The following is an 18037-nucleotide window of genomic DNA, read 5'->3' as shown; positions in this document are numbered from 1 at the left end:
GTCGGCAGGTCGGTCATGTCGGGCTCCTGTCTTTCGGCCTATCCAGTAGATTTGACGAGGAAGCCATCCGAGAATTCATCGGTGCAGCCGAGATCGGTACACACTCCTGCGAACGCCTCGAACTCGGCATGAGCGCGCACCCAAGAGGCACGCCGAGCCAGCGCGACGCGCCACCCCAACAATGCCTGATCTGGATCTCGGTATCGCCAGCGACTGGACGCGCGAGAGATGGAACATCCCGATCTACGATCACGGCCCCCCGATAGCCCCGGTTACGGCCTGTGGGGCGTGGGTCGCCCGACCCTCCCTCGCGGTAGGGGTGCACAATCGGGCCTATGGCACGATCTCTGCCCGAGGGCGAATCGCTTCTGGTGCGTACGGACTTCACCGACGACGCGGCGTGGGCCCAAACCCTCGCGGCGGTCATCGCGTCCTACGACGAAGACACGATGACAGAGCTGACACCCGTCGACGACGTGACCTTCGACGGGCTGACGCCCGCCGATCTAGGTGATCTGATCGATGGCCAGACCTATGTGTTCCTCGCCGACACCACCACGATGACCGACCCCGAGCACCCACTGCTGGTGGTCGATACCAGCGGCGAGGATGTTCGAGAGGACGGCGACGCGGTGTTCCGGATCGCACCGATCGCGATGGCCGAGGTCGAGGCCAACTTCCTCCTCTCCAACGTGGACTTCGAGGACTACGCCGGCAGCGTCGACGACGACGGTGTCTTCCGCGGCTTCGATCGGTGAACGCGGCCGACACTCATGCCCTGCCACAGGTCCATCCCCGTGGAGCTTTGGATGGACGACTTACCCTCGCTCAATGACGATGGGCCGGTATAGGTTTCACGTAGTCGACAATGACGGGCACAGGAAACCGACCGACAAACGAGCAACGTGTGAGCCGCCATGCTTCACACCTGGGTCGAGTCCACCGGAGGCCCCCTGCTGATCGCCCCCGAATCAGAACTTGGTCACTGGGGCGGCACATCCGAACGGCGTCGGTGACGATGATGTTCGCGGCCAGCTCTCGCCATGCGTTGAAGCTCGGCCCGATTGTGCCACCGCCCCCGCTTGACCGGTCGCGCCGTCGAGGGCCGTCCGCAGACGTTCTGCCATGCCGCGGCCGCACACGCACCGGCTGGTGTCGCTGACCTGAGCGGCGTTCGACCTGAGCGGGTTGCAAACGTCCCAGAGATCAATCGTTTCTCGGGCACTCTGGTTTCTCGGTTTCAGTTCCAGGGACTCGGCCCGGTCTGCGATTCCCACGCTGCGAGCTCTTTTGCCGACATGAGCAAGATCCTGGCCTTGGCCGCGTACGCGCGTGCTTGCGGGGTGAACGCATGCGCGGTGGTCACCACGGCCGCCACGTCGGCGCCGTGGATGGTGTGCGCGGTCCCACCGAAGCGCTGGACGTCTTGGCTGCCCACGCTGCGGCCGTTGTGGTAACGCTTGGCCTGCAGGACGATTCGGCGACCGTCCGGTGCCCGCGCGATCACGTCGGCGCCTAGATCACCGGATCCGCCGACCACCCGGACATCGGTGCAGCCGTCGCGGCGGCACAACGCGGCCAGCGCTTCCTCGAACTCGGAGGGACTCAGCGAGTTCTGCCGCAGCGCCACCAGCAGCCGCGCGTCATCGCGAGCACGCACCTGGCGGCGATGCCGCGCCGTCAGCACGGCGGCGACGGCAGCAATGGCCAGAACACAGGCCCCGACAGAAGCAAGCGCCGCGGCTTGCCGTGCGGCGATGTCCGCGATCTTGGGTGCAACCACCAGCGCGGCGATGGCAGCCATGAACATCAACGCCGCCGCATCCGATCCGCGGCGACCACGTCGTCTTCCCATCCCGATGCCCCCTCGACAGCCCGCCCGGTTCTTCCTCGACTTGACGCGGGCGCCTGCCCATCTCGATTGTCACCGCCGCCTCCCCGATACCACCTACTTCCGGAGGAAGGAAACGGTCCGATCCGGTCCGGCCACAGTTATAGCGGGAATGCGCCACGATGCCCCCACTGCCTTCCACAATCGGTCAGCCCAAGGACTCCGTGGCCCTGGACCGAGGTGTGGGGCCCGAGTTGACCGAGCCCGACGGTCGTACGCTCGGCGATGATGGCGGCGCTTCGACCCGGCAGTAGTTCAACACCCACGTCCGCAAGGTGGGCCCGTACTTCTTCGCGCCATTCGCCCAGCGCCGCCAGCGCTTCCTGACTCGAATTCTCCCCCTCGGCGTCCGGGTCGTATTCAGGCATGGTGAGCAGCAGGTACATCGCCTGTTCGTGGGGCAGGTGTTGCTGAATCCTTCCCAGAAGCCCACTGCCATCGGGGGTGTGCAAGCCTGCCTCGGCAGCCAAGGGCTCGCCGGCCTCGACCTCACCTTCGTGAAAATCGTGGTGGTAGTAGCGGATCAGCGACTCCTGCTCGGCCGAACACCAGCCCATCCAGTCGCCACAGCCTCCGTTCTCGACCTGGACGTACCAGTAGACGGTGCCGAACTGCCGGCTCAGCTCCACACATCGGCGTTGCTGGGCAACGTGCTCGTCCTCGATGGACGTCTCGTCGTGTTTTCTGATCATGCTCTTGGGCGTGCCGAAGACCAGGGTCCAGCCATCGAGAACCGGGGAGACGAACATCTGGGCGCACCGGCGGTGACCGCTGAAGTCATCGATGAGCCAGCTTCCGGGGGTGGGGCGGAACTGCCAGCGTTCGAATCCGGCGCGCATCGTGATGGGCACCGGATCGGACAGCCCGAATGCGCGCAGCACCGCGGCGCGGTCGTCGGTGCGCAGCGCGTACCACTCCCCGTTGGGATAGAACGGTTGAGCGATCTCGGCGCGAATCTTGGCGGCAACCAGACGTGCCGCCACCCGAGCATCAATGGGATCGAGTGTATCCCAGCCGATCTCAACGAGGGCGGCCAGTGCCGCACGACGCGAGCGGCGAGCCGAGCGCCGGACTTCCCGCAGGATCGGGACCGCCGCGCGGCCGATGTCCGCGAAGGCGCCCACGGCTGCGGCCACCACACCCGGATACGGATCGTCGAACATCGTGGCCAGCACGCGCGCGTAAGGCAATGCAGCATCGCCGCCGCGATGTCCGAGTACCTCCGCGCTGAGGCGGCGCGCGTCCGGATCCTCGTCTCGCAGGTGCGCTACTTGCAGCCGGACTTCGTCGGTGACACGGGGAAATCCGAGTACAGCGCCCGCCCGTTGCGCACTGTCGTCCGCGCCGCCCACGACCAAGTCGGTCAACTCCGGCCACACCGCCGGACCGGCCTGCCGTAACACCGCATCGGCCTGTGGCCACTCGGCTCGGCGCAGACCATCGCTCAGCACTTCGAGCGCGACCCCGCTGTCCAATGCGCGCACGGGCCTGTCTGTTCCCACTGTGTCCTTCCCGCACGACCGCCCGGCGCTGCCGATAGCAGCGGCGGCGGTCGATTCGTTGCATCGTATGGGGTGCGCACAGACATCCACGCTCGAGCAGCAAGCTCGGTAAGTAGTTGCCCGATCCAGGCTTTTTGGGTGTTGAAACGATTGTTTCACAGCGTGGTGTTTGTTTGTGGGATTGGCATTGTTAGATGCGCATATCTACGTTTCGACATATAAATTCAGGCGCTTCTCGACCGGCTATCCCGAGACGGCCACATCGCACTTTCCTCGACCAGCTTCAGGCACGCCTACTCGCCCGCTCCCTATAACCCCTCCCCGACTTCAGGAAAACGGACAAGTGACCAGTTACCCTGTCCCCCGTGGTATCCACTCTCCGCCCAGTGCGCCCGAGGTCCACGCGTACCGGTCACCACTCCGGCAACAGGAGTTCGATGCGTTCACATCGCCGCCACGCCTTGGCTGCCGTCGTGGCTGTCACCGCGGTATTTCTCGCAGGAGCCGCTCCGGCGGCCGCCCGGCCCGCGCCACCCCCTGTGGTCGCACCGATGGGCCCGGACTTTCTCTGGGGCGTCGCCGCGTCGGGATACCAATCGGAGGGCCACGCCCCGGACAGCAACTGGTCTCGCTACGTCGCGTCCGGGAAAACGACGGACCCCTACCGGGATTCGATCGACTTCTACACGCGCTATCGCTCGGACATCGCCTTGGCGGCGGGCCTGGGCGTCAAGGTGTACCGCGTGGGCATCGAGTGGGCTCGCCTCCAGCCCGAGCCGGGCAAGTGGGACCCCGACGGACTGAAGTTCTACGACGATCTCGTCGCGGCGATCACCGCCGCGGGCATGCGTCCCATGCTCACGATCGACCACTGGGTCTACCCGGGTTGGGCGGTCGACCGCGGCGGCTGGAACAACCCGGGCATCGTCGAGGACTGGCTGGCCAACGCGCGCGCCGTCGTCGATCGCTACGCCCCGTACCGGCCCTTGTGGGTAACCTTCAACGAGCCGACCTTCTACTTGGTGAACGAACTGCGACACGGCGGACTTCCGCCCACCGCGGCGCCGGCGATGCAGGATCGAATCGCGCTGGCGCACAACAGCATCTACGACCACATCCACCGGGTGCAGCCCGACGCCATGGTGACCAGCAACGTCGCCTACATCCCGGGCGCCGAGGACTTGGTGAACAAGCCACTGGTGGACAAGATCGGCGCCAAGCTCAACTACATCGGCATCGATTACTACTACGGCCTCTCCCCCGACACTCTCACCACCACCGTGAACTTCACCGAGCTGTGGAAGAACCCGATGCAGCCAGAAGGCATCTACTATGCGCTGCAGCACTATTCGCGCCAGTTCCCCGGAAAGCCGCTCTATATCGTCGAGAACGGCATGCCCACCGAGAACGGCCTACCGCGTGCGGACGGTTACGGGCGCGCCGACTCGCTCCGCGACACCGTCTACTGGCTCCAGCGCGCCAAAGCCGACGGCATGAATTTGATGGGCTATAACTACTGGAGTCTCACCGACAACTACGAGTGGGGTTCCTACACACCACGTTTCGGCCTTTACACCGTCGACGTTCTCACCGATCCGGCACTGACGCGCAAGCCGACGGACGCGGTGGCCGCGTACACGGCTATCACGCGAGCCGGTGGCGTCGCGCCGGACTATCGACCGACGCGGACGCCGAAGGATTGCTCGTTCGTCGACGGGCCCGCCAGCTGCTCCGACCCCGTCACCGTGCCGCGGTGACACGGAAGCCGAAGGCGGGTAGACCACCGAGTGGAGGTGGACGATGACCGACGATCCCGTCGCGACCCTGCGGCGCTGGACCGATTCGGGTGGGGTCTGGCGGGTGACAGGCCGCCGATCCGGTTCGGTCACCGTCGCGCTCTACCAGTGCACCGGCGGCGAGGAAGTGGAGCGGGTGGTGTCCGCCGATCCGGCTCTGATCCGCTACCTCGGCGATCGGACCAGCAGTGAGGACTGAACCGCTCAGCTCCCGACCGGACCGGTCACACCCGACCACAGCCGTTCGAGCACCCGCGCCGCCGGTTCCACGGAGGTGATCATTCCGACGCCCTCCCCCGCGTCGATCGGCGCGGTCTTCGGATCGTCCACGGCGAGCGCGGCGGCGAGCGTGTGTTTGGCCGACCGATCCGTCGCGAGTTCTTCTTCCCGTCCGGTCCACCGATCGGTGAATCCGGTGCGCAGCACCCGCGCGGGAAATCGCGCGGGCCAGGGCAGTTCCATCCCCACGTCGTAGGCGCGGGTGAGCACGGTGTCCGTGCCGCGGGCGTCGAGCAGTGCCTGCCTGCCCGCATCCGACAGCAGCGATTCCGTGCAGGCCGCCAGGCAGGTACCGAGCCATGCGCCGCTCGCCCCGGCGCGAAGGACGGCGGCGAGATCCCGCGGTGCGCCGATGCCGCCGGCCGCGAGCACCGGGACCGAGGCCACGTCCAGCACCTCGTCGAGGAGCGGGAGCAGCGCCGCGTTCACGGCGCCGTGCCCGCCGCCCTCCACGCCACGGGCCACGAGGACGCCGATGCCCGCGTCTTGCGCACGCCGCGCGTCCTGCCCGCTGTAGACCTGGGTGGCCGAGGCGATCCCCGCGGCCGCGACCCGGGCGGCCCAATCCAGGTTCTCGCCGAAGCTGACCGAGATCAGCGCGGGACGTGCTTCGATCGCGACCTCCAGCAGTCGTGGTTCCCTGGCGACGACCCAATCGACCAGCCCGATGCCGAACGGGCCTTCGACGCCGCCCAGGTGCGGCAACTCCAGTTCCAGCGCGCGAACCGACCCGGCGCTGCCCATCCCGATCATGCCGAGTCCGCCGGCCGCGGTCACCGCTGCGGCGAGCCGCCCGCCCGCCACGCCGCCCATCGGCGCGTTGACCAGAGGAATGCGCATACCCATCCGACGCGCCCACGCGGTCGCGGCGCTCAGGTCGGGTACCGCAGACGGTTCGCCTGGCATCGTCACGCGTTCCATCCCAACACACGCCGTTGTGCTCGGCCGCGGACTCCCCCGTTGTCCCGGTTGCCGATCACCCGCGGTGCCCCAGCATGTCCAGCAGTCCGTCGAGTTGCAGTTCGAACAGCTCGTCGCGATCGGTGAAGGTGTCGGGGCCGTACATGTCGAAGACGTCCGCGCTCACCGCACCGAACAGGCCGACCCAGAAGGTCACGCCGCGGACGACCAGCCAGTCCGGCAATTCGAGCCGGAATTCGTCACGGATCCGCCCGAAATTGTCCGCGAGAGAAGCGGATATCCGCGGTTCCCTGATAGGGGCCGTGAGTTCGTCCGCTCCGTAGGCGTGAGCGAACAGCGTCAGCATCGTGGCGATCACCCGGGTGCCCGGTGCGACGGTCTCGGCCGCGGGCGCGTCGTAGCCGGGAACCGGGGTGCCGAACAGCAACCCATAGCGGGCGGGTTCGGCCAGCGCCCACCCCCGCACCGTGCGCCCGAGGACCCGCAGCCTATCGATCGGCGCGTCCCCTGCCTCGGCCAGCGCGTTGTCAACCGCGTCACCGAGTGCGTTGTAACCGTCCACTACGAGCATGGTGAGCAGCTCGTCGCGACTGCGGACGTAGCGGTAGACGGCCGAGGAAACCACGCCGAGATCACGCGCCACCGCACGCAGGGACAGTGCCGCGGCGCCGTCTGTCGCCAGGTGTTCTCGCCCGATCCGGATGATGTCGTCCATGGTCTGGGCCCTGGCGCGGGCGCGGGGTGTGGTCGGCATAGCAGAAACCATGCGCGCTCCAGAGAGCGATGTCAACTGTTGAGAGCACCGCTCTACACCGGGACGAGGGACCGTCGGCGAACCGATTATCAGACCGATGGGGCCGGTTCCGGCCGACTTGCGAACCGTTACTTACCCGAGAGTAGTGTTATCCGAGTCACTGGCGACACGATCGAGGAGTTCCACATGGACCAGCGGACGACGGATTACGACGTGCTGATCGTCGGTTCGGGGTTCGGCGGCAGCGTCACCGCGCTCCGGCTGGTGGAGAAAGGGTACAAAGTCGGCGTGCTGGAGGCGGGCAGGCGCTTCGCCGACGACGAGCTGCCCAAGACCAGCTGGGACGTGAAGAAGTTTCTCTGGGCGCCCGCGCTCGGCTGTTACGGGATCCAGCGCATCCATCCGCTGCGCAACGTGCTGATCCTCGGCGGCGCCGGTGTCGGCGGCGGGTCGTTGAACTACGCGAACACTCTCTACGTGCCGCCGGAGCCGTTCTTCCAGGACGCGCAGTGGCGTGACATCACCGACTGGCGCGACGAACTGACCCCGTACTACGAACGAGCGCAGCAGATGCTCGGCGTGGTACGCAATCCGCACATGACGCCCGCCGACGAAGTCTTCAAGGCCGTGGCCGACGACATGGGCGTCGGCGACACCTTCGTGCAGACCCCCGTCGGCGTGTTCTTCGGCGAACCGGGAAAGACCGTGCCCGACCCGTACTTCGGCGGGGCCGGCCCCGAGCGCACCGGTTGCGTCGAATGCGGCGACTGCATGGTGGGCTGCAAGTACGGCGCGAAGAACACCCTCGTGAAGAACTACCTCTATCTGGCCGAGAAGGCCGGCGCCGAGGTCATTCCCATGACGACTGTCACCGAGCTGCGTCCACACCCCGACGGCACCTGGGACGTGTCCACCGCCCGCACCGGCGCCTGGATACGCAAGCAGCCGCGCACGTTCACCGCCGCGCACGTCGTGCTCGCCGCGGGCACACGCGGAACCCAGCAGTTGCTGTTCGCCATGCGTGACAAAGGCGTGTTGCCCGATCTGTCCGATCGACTCGGCGTGCTGACGCGCACCAACTCGGAATCGATCGTCGGCGCGGCCACCAAGAAGGTGAAGCCGGGCCAAGACTTCACCAAGGGCGTCGCGATCACCTCGTCCATCCATCCCACCCCGGACACGCACATCGAGCCCGTCCGTTACGGCAAAGGCTCCAACTTCATGGGCCTGCTCCAGACGCTCATGGTCGACGGCGGCGGCCGCATCCCGCGCTGGCTGCGCTTCCTGGGCATGGTGTTGCGGCATCCGATGGACCTGCTCAGCTTCCTGAGCACCAAGAACTGGAGCGAGCGAACAATCATCTCGCTGGTCATGCAGCACTTGGACAATTCGATCACCACCTACACCAAGCGGGGCTTGTTCGGCCGCAAGCTCACCAGCAAACAGGGCCACGGCGAGCCCAATCCGACGTGGATTCCCGTCGGCAACGACGTGACCAGGCGGGTCGCGGCGAAGATCGGCGGCATCGCGGGCGGCAGCTGGGGCGAGATCTTCAATATCCCGCTCACGGCCCACTTCCTCGGCGGCGCGGTGATCGGAGCCGACGCTCAGCAGGGCGTGATCGACGCCTACCACCGCGTGTACGGCTACCCCACGCTCAGCGTCGTCGACGGTGCGGCGGTCTCGGCCAACCTGGGCGTCAATCCCTCGCTGACGATCACCGCGCAGGCCGAGCGCGCGGCGGCGTACTGGCCGAACAAGGGCGAAGTGGACACCCGGCCCCCGGTCGGCACGGGATACCGGCGCATCGCTCCGGTCGCGCCGGTCAAGCCGGCGGTTCCGGCAGATGCTCCCGCCGCGCTGGTACTTCCGATCGTAGAGATCCGGAAGACACCCGCCGCCGGTTAGGACCGGGCGCATCTCGGATTCCGGTCGGCGACGTCGCAGCTGGCGATCGCCTCACCACCTCGCCGGCCGCGCTCCCAACGGCTTCGCCCGATGCGGGGAAGCCGCGTCCGGCGACGTCGGCGATCGCCCGGCGAGAACGGCTGAACCACCCGCGCAGCAATCGCACCTCAACTAGCCTTTATCTGGTCTTTTGTCGCTATGACAGCCAGGAGGCGACCTGTGAGCACACTGTGGCGCGCACTGCTCGGTCCCGCGGCGATGGCGACCGCCGCCCTCCTCGCCTGCACGGCTTGCGGCGGCGACGACGCGGACACGACCGGTGCCGGTACACCGTCCAGTTCCGCGGCGATGCCCAATCAGGTCGCCGGTGTGCCGATCCCGGACGGACGCATCGATGATGCCGTTGGCGAGTTGGATCGACTTGCTGAAGGCCTACTCAGCTCGTCCGGCATTCCGGGCATGGCGATCGCCGTCGTCCACGGCGGGAAACTGGTGTACAGCAAAGGCTTCGGCGTCCGCAATATCGTCACCAAGGAGAAGGTCGACCAGGATACGGTCTTCCAGCTCGCGTCGCTGTCCAAGCCGGTGGGAGCGACGGTCGTCGCCCGCCGGATCGCCGCGGGGGGCGTCGAATGGGACACTCCGGTGCGCAGACTGCTGCCGTCTTTCGCGCTCGCCGATCCCTACGTCACCGAGCACGTCACGGTCGGCGACCTGTACGCGCATCGCTCCGGACTGCCCGATCACGCGGGCGACCTGCTGGAGGACCTCGGCTACGACCGTCAGCAGATTCTCGACCGGCTCCGGCTGTTGCCGCTGGGCTCCTTCCGGGACTCGTACGAATACACCAATTTCGGGCTGACCGCGGCCGCCGTCGCCGTTGCCGCGGCGGCGGGAGACGACTGGGAGACGCTGTCGGAAGGGACGATCTACGGCCCGCTCGGGATGAAGTCGACCAGCTCCCGCTACGCCGACTTCGCCTCCCGCGCGAACCGTGCCGAGGGGCACGTTCTGGTCGACGGCAAGTACGAGGTGGCGAACCCGCAGCGCCAACCGGACGCGCAGTCCCCAGCGGGAGGGGTCAGTTCCTCGGTGGCCGACATGGCCAAATGGATGACGATGGTGCTCGCGAACGGCTCCGCGGGCGGCTCGGTCGTGGTGCCGCCCGAGGATCTGCTGCCCGCCATCACCCCACAAGCCGTGTCGGCGCCGCCGAGTACGCCCGACGCGCGTGCCGGGTTCTACGGATTCGGTTTCAACGTGAGCGATTCCGCCTCGGGCCGGGTCGTACTGGGTCACTCGGGGGCGTTCGGTCTCGGCGCGGGTACCGCGTTCACACTGATCCCCTCCGCCGACGTCGGGATCGTGACACTGACCAACGCGGCGCCGATCGGTGTGCCCGAAACCCTCAACGCGGAGTTCGCCGACCTGGTCCAGTTCGGGCGGATCCAGCAGGACTGGCGCGCCCTCTATCGCACGGCGTTCGAGCCGCTCAGCGCGCCTGCGGGGGCTCTGGCCGGAGAACAGCCGCCCGCGGACCCCACACCCGCCCGCCCCCCGGCGTCGTACGCGGGCACCTATGACAACACCTACTACGGCCCGGCGACGATCAGCGCCACCGACAATGCCCTGACCCTCAGCTTGGGCCCGAACAACATGACCTTCCCCTTGAAGCACTGGGACGGCGATACTTTCGTCTTCAGCCCTTCTGGCGAGAACGCCAACCCCGGCTCGGTCTCCAAGGCGACCTTCGCCGGCGACAAGCTCACCCTCGAGTACTACGACACCGAACACCTCGGCGTCTTCACCCGGAGGTGACGCTCGCCGCCGTCCCTACCGCCGATGTCCGGGGCCTCAGCGCGTGATCGCGACCACTCGTCTCCGCTGTGTGCTCATTTCCGGGGGTTTGCTGCAGACAGTTGCGGGAAGTCGCTGAATGCAGGAGAGGAGGCAGCGATGACCGAACCGAACGATACCTACGACCCGCCCCAGGACACGGGCGCGCCCGACTCGGTGGAAACCGATCCGGCGGCCCTCAACAGTGCCGAGGATCTCGACGAAGACCGACTGCGTTCCGACCCGCTCGAGGCCGGGATGGACCCGCCGGAGCACTGGACCGGGGTCACGAAGTACGGCGTCACACCGTGGGAGCAAGCCCATCCTCGACCGATCGGGGACCGGCTCGCCGAAGAGGAACCCGACGTCGAGCCGAGCGCGGTGCCGGAGACCGAGGACACCCAGAAGCTCAAAGACATCACCGCCGACAGCGACGGGGTGCCGGTAGACCACCGCTACGAGGAAGAACTAGGCGTCTCGGCCGACGTTGCGGGGGGCTCTGTGGCCGACGACATCCGGCGACCTTCCCCGCCGGAATGACTGCCCGGATATCCGGCAGATCCGCTGACACCGCGGCGGCCCGGCTCGTCACCTGTGCAGGATAATCGCCGCACTGCGCGATCACTTCTCGGGTGACTCGCCTAGGAAGTGTCCTCAAAGCCATATGAGCAGGGTGGCCAGGTCGAGCATGCCGCGGTAAGAGGTTGCGGTTTTGTCGTATCGGGTGGCGATGGCCCGATATTGCTTGAGCCGGTTGAAGCAACGCCCGACCACGTTGCGGCGCCGGTAAGCGACCGGGTCGAAACTCGGCGGGCGACCACCAGCCGGGCCGCGACGACGGCGGTGGGCCTGCTGATCGGCACGTTCGGGAATCGTCGCAGCGATCCCGCGTCTGCGCAGATGCTCCCGGATCGCTCGTGAAGAGTAGCCCTTGTCGGCCAGCACCCGACGTGGCCGTGTCCACGGCCGGCCCCGCCCGGGGCGTGGCATACGGATACCGGCCAGCACTCGAGTGAACACGGTGCAGTCGTTGATGTTGCCGCCGGTCAGCACGACCGACAACGGCCGCCCCAGCCCGTCACAGGCCAGGTGGATCTTCGTCGTCGGTCCACCACGGGAACGGCCGATCGCGTGGTCAGCGGGCTCGTCGCCTGCCTCGGGGTAGAACCCGGTCTCCGCCGGTATGGACCACCCGACCGCGGCGGGCACCGGCGGCGTGCTGATGCGCGCGCACGATCGTCGAGTCCACCGACACCTCCCGATCCAGCTCGGCGACCGCTTCGGCGACCACCCGAACCCGCGCCACCAGCAGCGCCAAGGTCCCGTTGCGCGACCACCGCCAGAACCGGTTGTAGACGGTCTTCCACGGCCCGTACCGCTGCGGCAGGTCCCGCCAAGCGATCCCGGTCTTGGCCTTGTACAACATGCCGTTGACCACCCGCCGGTCATCCACCCTGGGGCGGCCCCTGGCCCCCGACACCGGCAGCAACCCCGCCACGACCTGCCACTGCTCATCAGTCAACTCATGCCTGCGCACCACAACGCGACATCAAAACAGAACACCACCGGCCACAAAGCAGATCCGCCGCAGCAACTTTGAGGACACCCCCTAGGCCGGCTGCGGCGCCCGGGAGCCAGACCAGGCAGAAAGTGTGCCCCACGGGGTCGGCGTACACGCGGAACGCTCCGCCGGTTTCGGCTTGGACGAGCGTCGCGCCCAGAGCGAGCGCGGCAGGCTCGGCCTCCGCGATATCGTCCACCAACACGTCGAAATGGATCTGCTGGGACGCCTCGGGATCGGGAAAACGCGGCGGTTTGTATTGCGGCGCGGTCTGAAAGGCGATGCGCCTATCCGAGGTCTCGACCAGAACCACCCAGTCGTCGTCCTCGTCCTCGAGCAGGTCTCCCCCGAGCAACTCTTGGTAGAACCTGGCGAGTTTGCGCGGTTCGGGGCAGTCCAGCACGACGCTACGCAATTGTCCGACCCTCTTGTTCGCAGTCATCCTCCACCTCCTGACGAAGCCATTCGTCGTTGGCTACCCGGGCCACTCGGCGACAAACACGGCAGGAACTGGCAGACCAGGCCGAACGCAACGGCCCGCCCGGTGTCACGATCACACCGAGCGGGCCGCTTCCCCGTTCGCCGTGCGGCGCCGCCACGTCGCACAGCCCGATCATGGTAAGCCCCGGCAACGGTCGAATCCGGCAGCCACGCCGTACCATCGGGCGTCCCCTGAAAAGAAAGCTCGACAGCCCGCTGCTCATCATCCAGCACGACATGATCGACCGGAGACAGCAGCATGTCCACCGCTGTCTGCCAGAAGCTCACATGGCAGAGAATCGAACGTACCGGGTAGCTGCCGACCGGGTCGCGGACCCGGACCGCCGGATCCGTCACCCCCATCAGGCACCTGCGGCCCGGTGGCAAAGGTTCTGCCGACTGTTTCGCCAGCCTCACGCAACATGCGAGGTAACGGCTACGAACATGGTACGGAAGGCATTGTCGTTGCGTATCTTCCGCACTTCCTCCGAGCTCACCGACGCAGCGCTGGGCATCAGATGCACATAGCCGAACTCCCGCCACGCGCCGCGCAGGAACTCACCCGGACCGGCAGGAGCACAGGACTTCGATCGTTCGGCGCACAGCCGCATCGCGGGCACTGAGCCGGCCCCTCCGTGGCCCGCGCCTACGCTTTCGGCGGTCTTTCTCCGAAATTCCCCCACACCCAGACGGATTCGCAGTCTACTATCGGTGTCGTCCAGAACGGTCCACCGTCCAGGACAGTTCAACGGCGCCTGGTTCTTTCAGGCGCGTGTCGCCTATAGATTCGCTGTGCACCACTGATCAGATCCGAACAAACGCAGACTGTCGACAGCACCATCATCGATCGTCTCGGTATCCGTCTCGGGGGCGAGGACCACGCATGACCATCGAAATGCTTGTCCGAACGGCACCGGCCTGCGCGGAAGTCTCGTCGTCGCGGCCGACCGCCGACGCGCGAGGGCTACCGGATACTGGCTCGCGGAATTTCGCCACGCCTGGTCGGCGGAACTGAGGCCGCTCGAAATCCGCGACGACCACCTTGCGAAAACCTGCCGGCCGCAGCAGCACTGCGGCTCGACGCACTGATCGATAGCGACGTCGCACCGAACGATGCTCGATCGGTCCGTCACCGGCCCCGTGGTGCACCAGCCTTTGTGTACATCACCGACGCCGCGGTCGCGAGAACCATTCCAGACAGAAACGGAGTCGCCGCATGGTCTTCGAATTCCTCGTGCCTGCTCTCACCGCGTTGGTCGCGGTGGTCGTATTCCTGGCCGGGGACCGCCTACACCCGAAGACGTGGCGGCAGACCGACGACGACACAGTCGGCGCGTTGGTGCTCAACCTGATCAACACGATCTTCATGGCGGTGGTGGCATTCATCGTGGTGATCGCCTGGCAGCAGTACGACAACGCACGCAATCACACGATCGCGGAAGCCAAGGCGCTCATCGACACGTATTGGGCCGCACACGGAATGCCCGAGCCCGACCACGCGCGTGTCCAAGGCTTGGTGCGCGATTACACCGACCAGGTTCTCAGCGAGGAATGGGCCGTCATGGCCGACCATGGACATCTCAGTCAGTCCACCCAGGACACCCTCGACACTCTGCGCGACGCGGTGGCCGCGGTGAACTCGGCGGACTCCGAGGTCGATGCGCTCCGTACCAGTGCTCTTTCCAGCCTCGACACGGTCGCGCAGGCACGAGCCGATCGTGCGCTGGACGCCGGTTACCGGGTTCCGGGCTTCCTCTACCTCGCCATGTGGATCTGTACGGTCCTCTTGCTTCTCAGTGTCATCCTTTCCGGCGTCCAGGTCAGCAAGCGCACTGTGGTGACGACCGCGTTGCTCGGCGCCATCGTCGGTGTGGTTATCCGGGCGATCTACAACCTCGATGAGCCGTTCTCCGGCGGGAACGTGGTGCCGAAGGACGCCTTCGAGCTCGCTTTGTCCCGCTACCAGCACACGGCGTGACCTTCCGGCCACTTTCGACGACGACGAGGCGACCGCATATGCCAAGCAATCGAGGAGTTATCCGAACACGAGGTTTTGCAAAGGGTTTCGCTACTGCGATTCTCCCGCTGACCATAGCGACGCTCGCGGCTCGGCCTCTGGAAGCCTCCGCCGAAGTGCCGCCGTGGCTGCCCCTCGGCGACCTGGCAACCGGTAGTTCGAGTTCAACGACCGGCGCCGAGCCAGTGGGCGACGTCGTAGGCAGTGGTTCGAGCTTCGGTCCCGGCGCCACGTCGTCCGGCAGTGCCTCCGATCCCGCTCCCGAAGGGGCGTCTTCCGGCGGATCTCTCAGTCTCGGCCCGGTTCGAATACCGTCCGGCAGCGCCGGTCCGGGCGATTTCGCCACCGGCAGCGCGCACGCGGGCCTTCTCGCCACGGGGGATGCGGGACTCGAGGATGCGACTCCCCTCGCAGCGAATCCGGCGACTCACTCGAACGGAACGACGGGTAGTCCGGCCGAGACCCTGGAGCTCGATTCCGGCAGCGTGCAGGCGGCTTGTTCCGGAAGCGCCGTGACGGGGAGCGCGTTGCTCGTGCTCGGACTGGCTACCGGTAGCGGCTTCGGCTCCCTGGGATCGAGCCTCATCGGCCCAGGGTCCAGCCTCATCGGCCCGGGGTCGAGCGGATCGAGCCTCGGCAGCGCCGCCGTCGGTAGCGCCCTCACCGGAAGCGCACTGCTGACCTGCCTACTGCTGGTCCCCACCGCTCCGCCGGTCCCCATGAACCCCCTCCAGCTCGAACCGCCCGCGCCCGAAGTGCGGATCGCGCCGTCTCCAGCCGCCGGCGCCACGCGGACGCAACTTCAGGCACCGCCACCGCTGGCCGAGCGGCCGCCGTCCCCGCAGAACCGCCCACGCGGAAGGGACGTACGCGCCGCCGAACCGCCCGGCGACCCGGATACCTGGAACCTCATGCGGCTGATGACGGTATTGGTGGTCACCGTCCTCACCGTCGTCGGCATCCGTACGGCACCCGGCTCCCGACGCCTCCGCTGACGCAGCCGAAAGTAGGGGACCACCGCAGCCGCGGCATCGGCATCGGCATCGGCATCGGCATCGGCATCGGCATCGGCATCGGCATCGGCAACGATCGCGCACGCACCGTTCGGATGCCGCATGAAGGCCCGCCCCGGAAGAGTCGTCGCAGTCGGGCGAGCCTGGCCATCACCGTGTGAACTCGTAGATCCCGGGAGTCGCATCGGCGGACCCACCCGAAACCCGCTCGGCGGAGTCCACTTCAGCGCGGCGCCATCCGGATGGCGCCGTCGAGGCGGATGGTCTCGCCATTGAGCATCGGGTTCTCCACGATGTGACGCGCGAGCGCCGCGTATTCGACGGGATCGCCGAGTCGCGAGGGGTGCGGGACCTGCGCGCCCAAGGATGCGATCGCGTCGTCCGGCAACGTGGCGAACAGCGGAGTGTGGAACAGCCCCGGCGCGATGGTCACCACGCGGATCTTCAGCGCCGCGAGGTCGCGCGCCACCGGCAAGGTCAGGCCCACGATCCCGCCCTTGGACGCCGAATAGGCCGCTTGCCCGATCTGGCCGTCGAACGCTGCCACCGACGCGGTGTTGATGATGACGCCGCGCTCTTCGCCGACCGGATCCGTCCGGGAGATCCGTTCGGCCGCCAGCCGGATGACGTTGAAGGTGCCGATCAGGTTGACGTTGATCACCCGGGTGAAATCCGCCAGCGGGAACGCGCCCTTCTTGCCGACGGTCTTGACGGCGTTGCCGATTCCGGCGCAGTTCACCGCGATCCGCAGGTCGCCCAGCTCTTGCGCGGCGTCGAGAGCCGCCGTGACCTGCTCCTCGTTCGTGACGTCGGCGGGAACGAAAACCACGCCGTCACCGAGTTCTTCGGCGACGGCCTCGCCTGCGGACGACGGCAGATCGATGATCACGACCCTCGCTCCCTTGCCGTGCAGTTCACGCACGGTCGCCGAGCCGAGTCCCGAAGCGCCGCCCGTCACTGCCGCGACCGCGTTGCTGATCTCCATCCCACTCCCCTTCTCCGGGTTATCGAACGACGGCGCGAAGCGCCGGCCGATTGGTCTCCGTTGCCACCCCGCGGCGGGGCCAGGTGCCCGTGACCAATCGGGACACCGCGACAGGCTAACCGCACAGAGAGGAATAAGTAAACAATCATTCTGCTTCGTCTCGGCGTCACTGTCGCGAGATGCGGCGCGAACGCCCTGCAAGAGAGGGGGTATCGGCGTCGTGGCAAGCTGTACGTTATGGCCGATATTCGCCTGGACGTCTCCGACACCATCGCCACCATCACCCTCGACCGTCCGAAGCAGCTCAACGCGTTCACCACCGCGATGGGTGCGGAGCTGATCGATGCCTTCGACTCCTGCGATCGCGACGACAAGATCCGAGCGGTTGTCCTCACCGGCGCCGGACGCGCCTTCTGCGCCGGCGCGGACTTGTCGGCGGGTGCGGACACCTTCGTCGCGGGCGACCAGAACGCCGCTGCCGACTTCCGCGACAGCGGCGGCGAAGTCGTCCTGCGCATGTTCGAATCGCGCAAACCCATCATCGCCGCCGTCAACGGTCCCGCCGTCGGGGTGGGCATCACCATGACTCTCGCCGCGGATTTCCGGCTCGCCGTCGACAACGCCCGGATCGGATTCGTCTTCAATCGACGCGGGATCGTTCCCGAGTCCTGCTCCAGTTGGTTCCTGCCCCGCCTGGTGCCCGTGCAGACCGCGCTGGACTGGGTGTATTCGGGCCGTCTCGTCGACGCCGCCGAAGCGCTCGACGCCGGACTGTTCTACGCGCTGCATCCGGCCGGCACGCTGCTGGACGAGGCTTGTGCCCTCGCCCGCCGCGTCACCGAGCACTCCGCACCCGTCTCGGTGGCCCTGTCCCGGCAGATGCTGTGGCGCAATCTCGGCGCCGAGCATCCGATGATCGCGCATCGCGTCGAATCCCGCGGCATCCACCATCGGGGCGCGAGCGCCGACGCCAGGGAAGGCGTCACAGCTTTCCTGGAGAAGCGGCCCGCCCGATTCCCGGACAGCGTCGACCGCGACCTGCCGGACATATTCGGTGATGACCTAGCGGTCCCGCCATTCCGGTCATGAGTCCA

16 protein-coding genes and 1 pseudogene are annotated in these 18037 nt (G+C 67.0%); 10 read left to right on the top strand and 7 right to left on the bottom strand.

What is annotated here, in order from left to right; genetic code table 11:
• Positions 1-335 precede the first annotated feature (335 nt).
• On the top strand, positions 336-758 hold the full coding sequence (locus tag K8O92_23890) for a hypothetical protein (protein UAK30901.1): 423 nt from the start codon (positions 336-338) through the stop codon (positions 756-758).
• 482 nt (positions 759-1240) lie between these two features.
• Here K8O92_23890 and K8O92_23885 read toward each other — a convergent pair whose 3' ends face one another.
• Entirely contained in the window at positions 1241-1855 is a 615-nt protein-coding gene (locus K8O92_23885; GenBank protein ID UAK30900.1) for a restriction endonuclease, read from the bottom strand.
• 137 nt (positions 1856-1992) lie between these two features.
• Entirely contained in the window at positions 1993-3054 is a 1062-nt protein-coding gene (locus K8O92_23880; protein UAK30899.1) for a hypothetical protein, read from the bottom strand.
• Between the two features lie 45 nt (positions 3055-3099).
• Here K8O92_23880 and K8O92_23875 point away from each other — a divergent pair, with 45 nt between their 5' ends.
• The 3 genes from K8O92_23875 to K8O92_23865 all read left to right on the top strand — a co-directional run bounded on the left by K8O92_23875 (position 3100) and on the right by K8O92_23865 (position 5388).
• Complete coding sequence (locus K8O92_23875; GenBank protein ID UAK30898.1) at positions 3100-3291, top strand: hypothetical protein; 192 nt, start codon at positions 3100-3102, stop codon at positions 3289-3291.
• A gap of 539 nt (positions 3292-3830) precedes the next feature.
• On the top strand, positions 3831-5150 hold the full coding sequence (locus tag K8O92_23870; GenBank protein UAK30897.1) for a family 1 glycosylhydrolase: 1320 nt from the start codon (positions 3831-3833) through the stop codon (positions 5148-5150).
• Between the two features lie 43 nt (positions 5151-5193).
• Entirely contained in the window at positions 5194-5388 is a 195-nt protein-coding gene (locus K8O92_23865) for a hypothetical protein (GenBank protein ID UAK30896.1), read from the top strand.
• 5 nt (positions 5389-5393) lie between these two features.
• Here K8O92_23865 and K8O92_23860 read toward each other — a convergent pair whose 3' ends face one another.
• Together K8O92_23860 and K8O92_23855 are read right to left on the bottom strand one after the other, a co-directional pair.
• The gene (locus tag K8O92_23860; protein UAK35908.1) at positions 5394-6374 is read right to left on the bottom strand and encodes a nitronate monooxygenase; all 981 of its coding nucleotides are present in this window, start codon (positions 6372-6374) and stop codon (positions 5394-5396) included.
• A gap of 70 nt (positions 6375-6444) precedes the next feature.
• Positions 6445-7143 (bottom strand): TetR/AcrR family transcriptional regulator, encoded by a 699-nt coding sequence (locus K8O92_23855; protein UAK30895.1) that lies wholly within the window; start codon positions 7141-7143, stop codon positions 6445-6447.
• A gap of 186 nt (positions 7144-7329) precedes the next feature.
• On the opposite strand from K8O92_23855, the gene K8O92_23850 reads away from it, so the two are divergent.
• The 3 genes from K8O92_23850 to K8O92_23840 all read left to right on the top strand — a co-directional run bounded on the left by K8O92_23850 (position 7330) and on the right by K8O92_23840 (position 11427).
• Positions 7330-9051: a GMC family oxidoreductase gene (locus tag K8O92_23850; GenBank protein ID UAK30894.1), complete on the top strand. Its 1722-nt coding sequence runs from the start codon at positions 7330-7332 to the stop codon at positions 9049-9051.
• Positions 9052-9309: 258 nt separating this feature from the next.
• Positions 9310-10869, top strand: a complete 1560-nt coding sequence (locus K8O92_23845; GenBank protein UAK35907.1) for a serine hydrolase — start codon at positions 9310-9312, stop codon at positions 10867-10869.
• Between the two features lie 138 nt (positions 10870-11007).
• Positions 11008-11427 carry a hypothetical protein gene (locus K8O92_23840; GenBank protein ID UAK30893.1) on the top strand — a complete coding sequence of 140 codons (420 nt, stop codon included), beginning with the start codon at positions 11008-11010 and terminating at the stop codon, positions 11425-11427.
• A gap of 114 nt (positions 11428-11541) precedes the next feature.
• Here K8O92_23840 and K8O92_23835 read toward each other — a convergent pair.
• Together K8O92_23835 and K8O92_23830 are read right to left on the bottom strand one after the other, a co-directional pair.
• Positions 11542-12424 (bottom strand): annotated as a pseudogene (locus K8O92_23835) (IS5 family transposase).
• Positions 12411-12890 carry a VOC family protein gene (locus tag K8O92_23830; GenBank protein ID UAK30892.1) on the bottom strand — a complete coding sequence of 160 codons (480 nt, stop codon included), beginning with the start codon at positions 12888-12890 and terminating at the stop codon, positions 12411-12413. The pseudogene K8O92_23835 and the gene K8O92_23830 overlap by 14 nt, the downstream one beginning before the upstream one ends.
• A 1254-nt stretch (positions 12891-14144) precedes the next feature.
• On the opposite strand from K8O92_23830, the gene K8O92_23825 reads away from it, so the two are divergent.
• On the top strand, positions 14145-14906 hold the full coding sequence (locus K8O92_23825; GenBank protein ID UAK30891.1) for a DUF4239 domain-containing protein: 762 nt from the start codon (positions 14145-14147) through the stop codon (positions 14904-14906).
• Between the two features lie 551 nt (positions 14907-15457).
• A complete protein-coding gene (locus K8O92_23820; GenBank protein ID UAK30890.1) occupies positions 15458-15940 on the top strand; it encodes a hypothetical protein in 483 nt (160 codons plus the stop codon).
• 241 nt (positions 15941-16181) lie between these two features.
• Here K8O92_23820 and K8O92_23815 read toward each other — a convergent pair whose 3' ends face one another.
• Complete coding sequence (locus K8O92_23815; protein UAK30889.1) at positions 16182-16943, bottom strand: 3-hydroxyacyl-CoA dehydrogenase; 762 nt, start codon at positions 16941-16943, stop codon at positions 16182-16184.
• Between the two features lie 237 nt (positions 16944-17180).
• Here K8O92_23815 and K8O92_23810 point away from each other — a divergent pair, with 237 nt between their 5' ends.
• Positions 17181-18032 carry a crotonase/enoyl-CoA hydratase family protein gene (locus tag K8O92_23810; protein ID UAK30888.1) on the top strand — a complete coding sequence of 284 codons (852 nt, stop codon included), beginning with the start codon at positions 17181-17183 and terminating at the stop codon, positions 18030-18032.
• Positions 18033-18037 lie beyond the last annotated feature (5 nt).

Origin of the sequence: Nocardia asteroides (assembly GCA_019930625.1) — a bacterium.
GTDB lineage: Bacteria > Actinomycetota > Actinomycetes > Mycobacteriales > Mycobacteriaceae > Nocardia > Nocardia sputi.
Note: the sequence above shows the minus strand (reverse complement) of the source record. Positions and strands in the feature narration are given on the sequence as shown.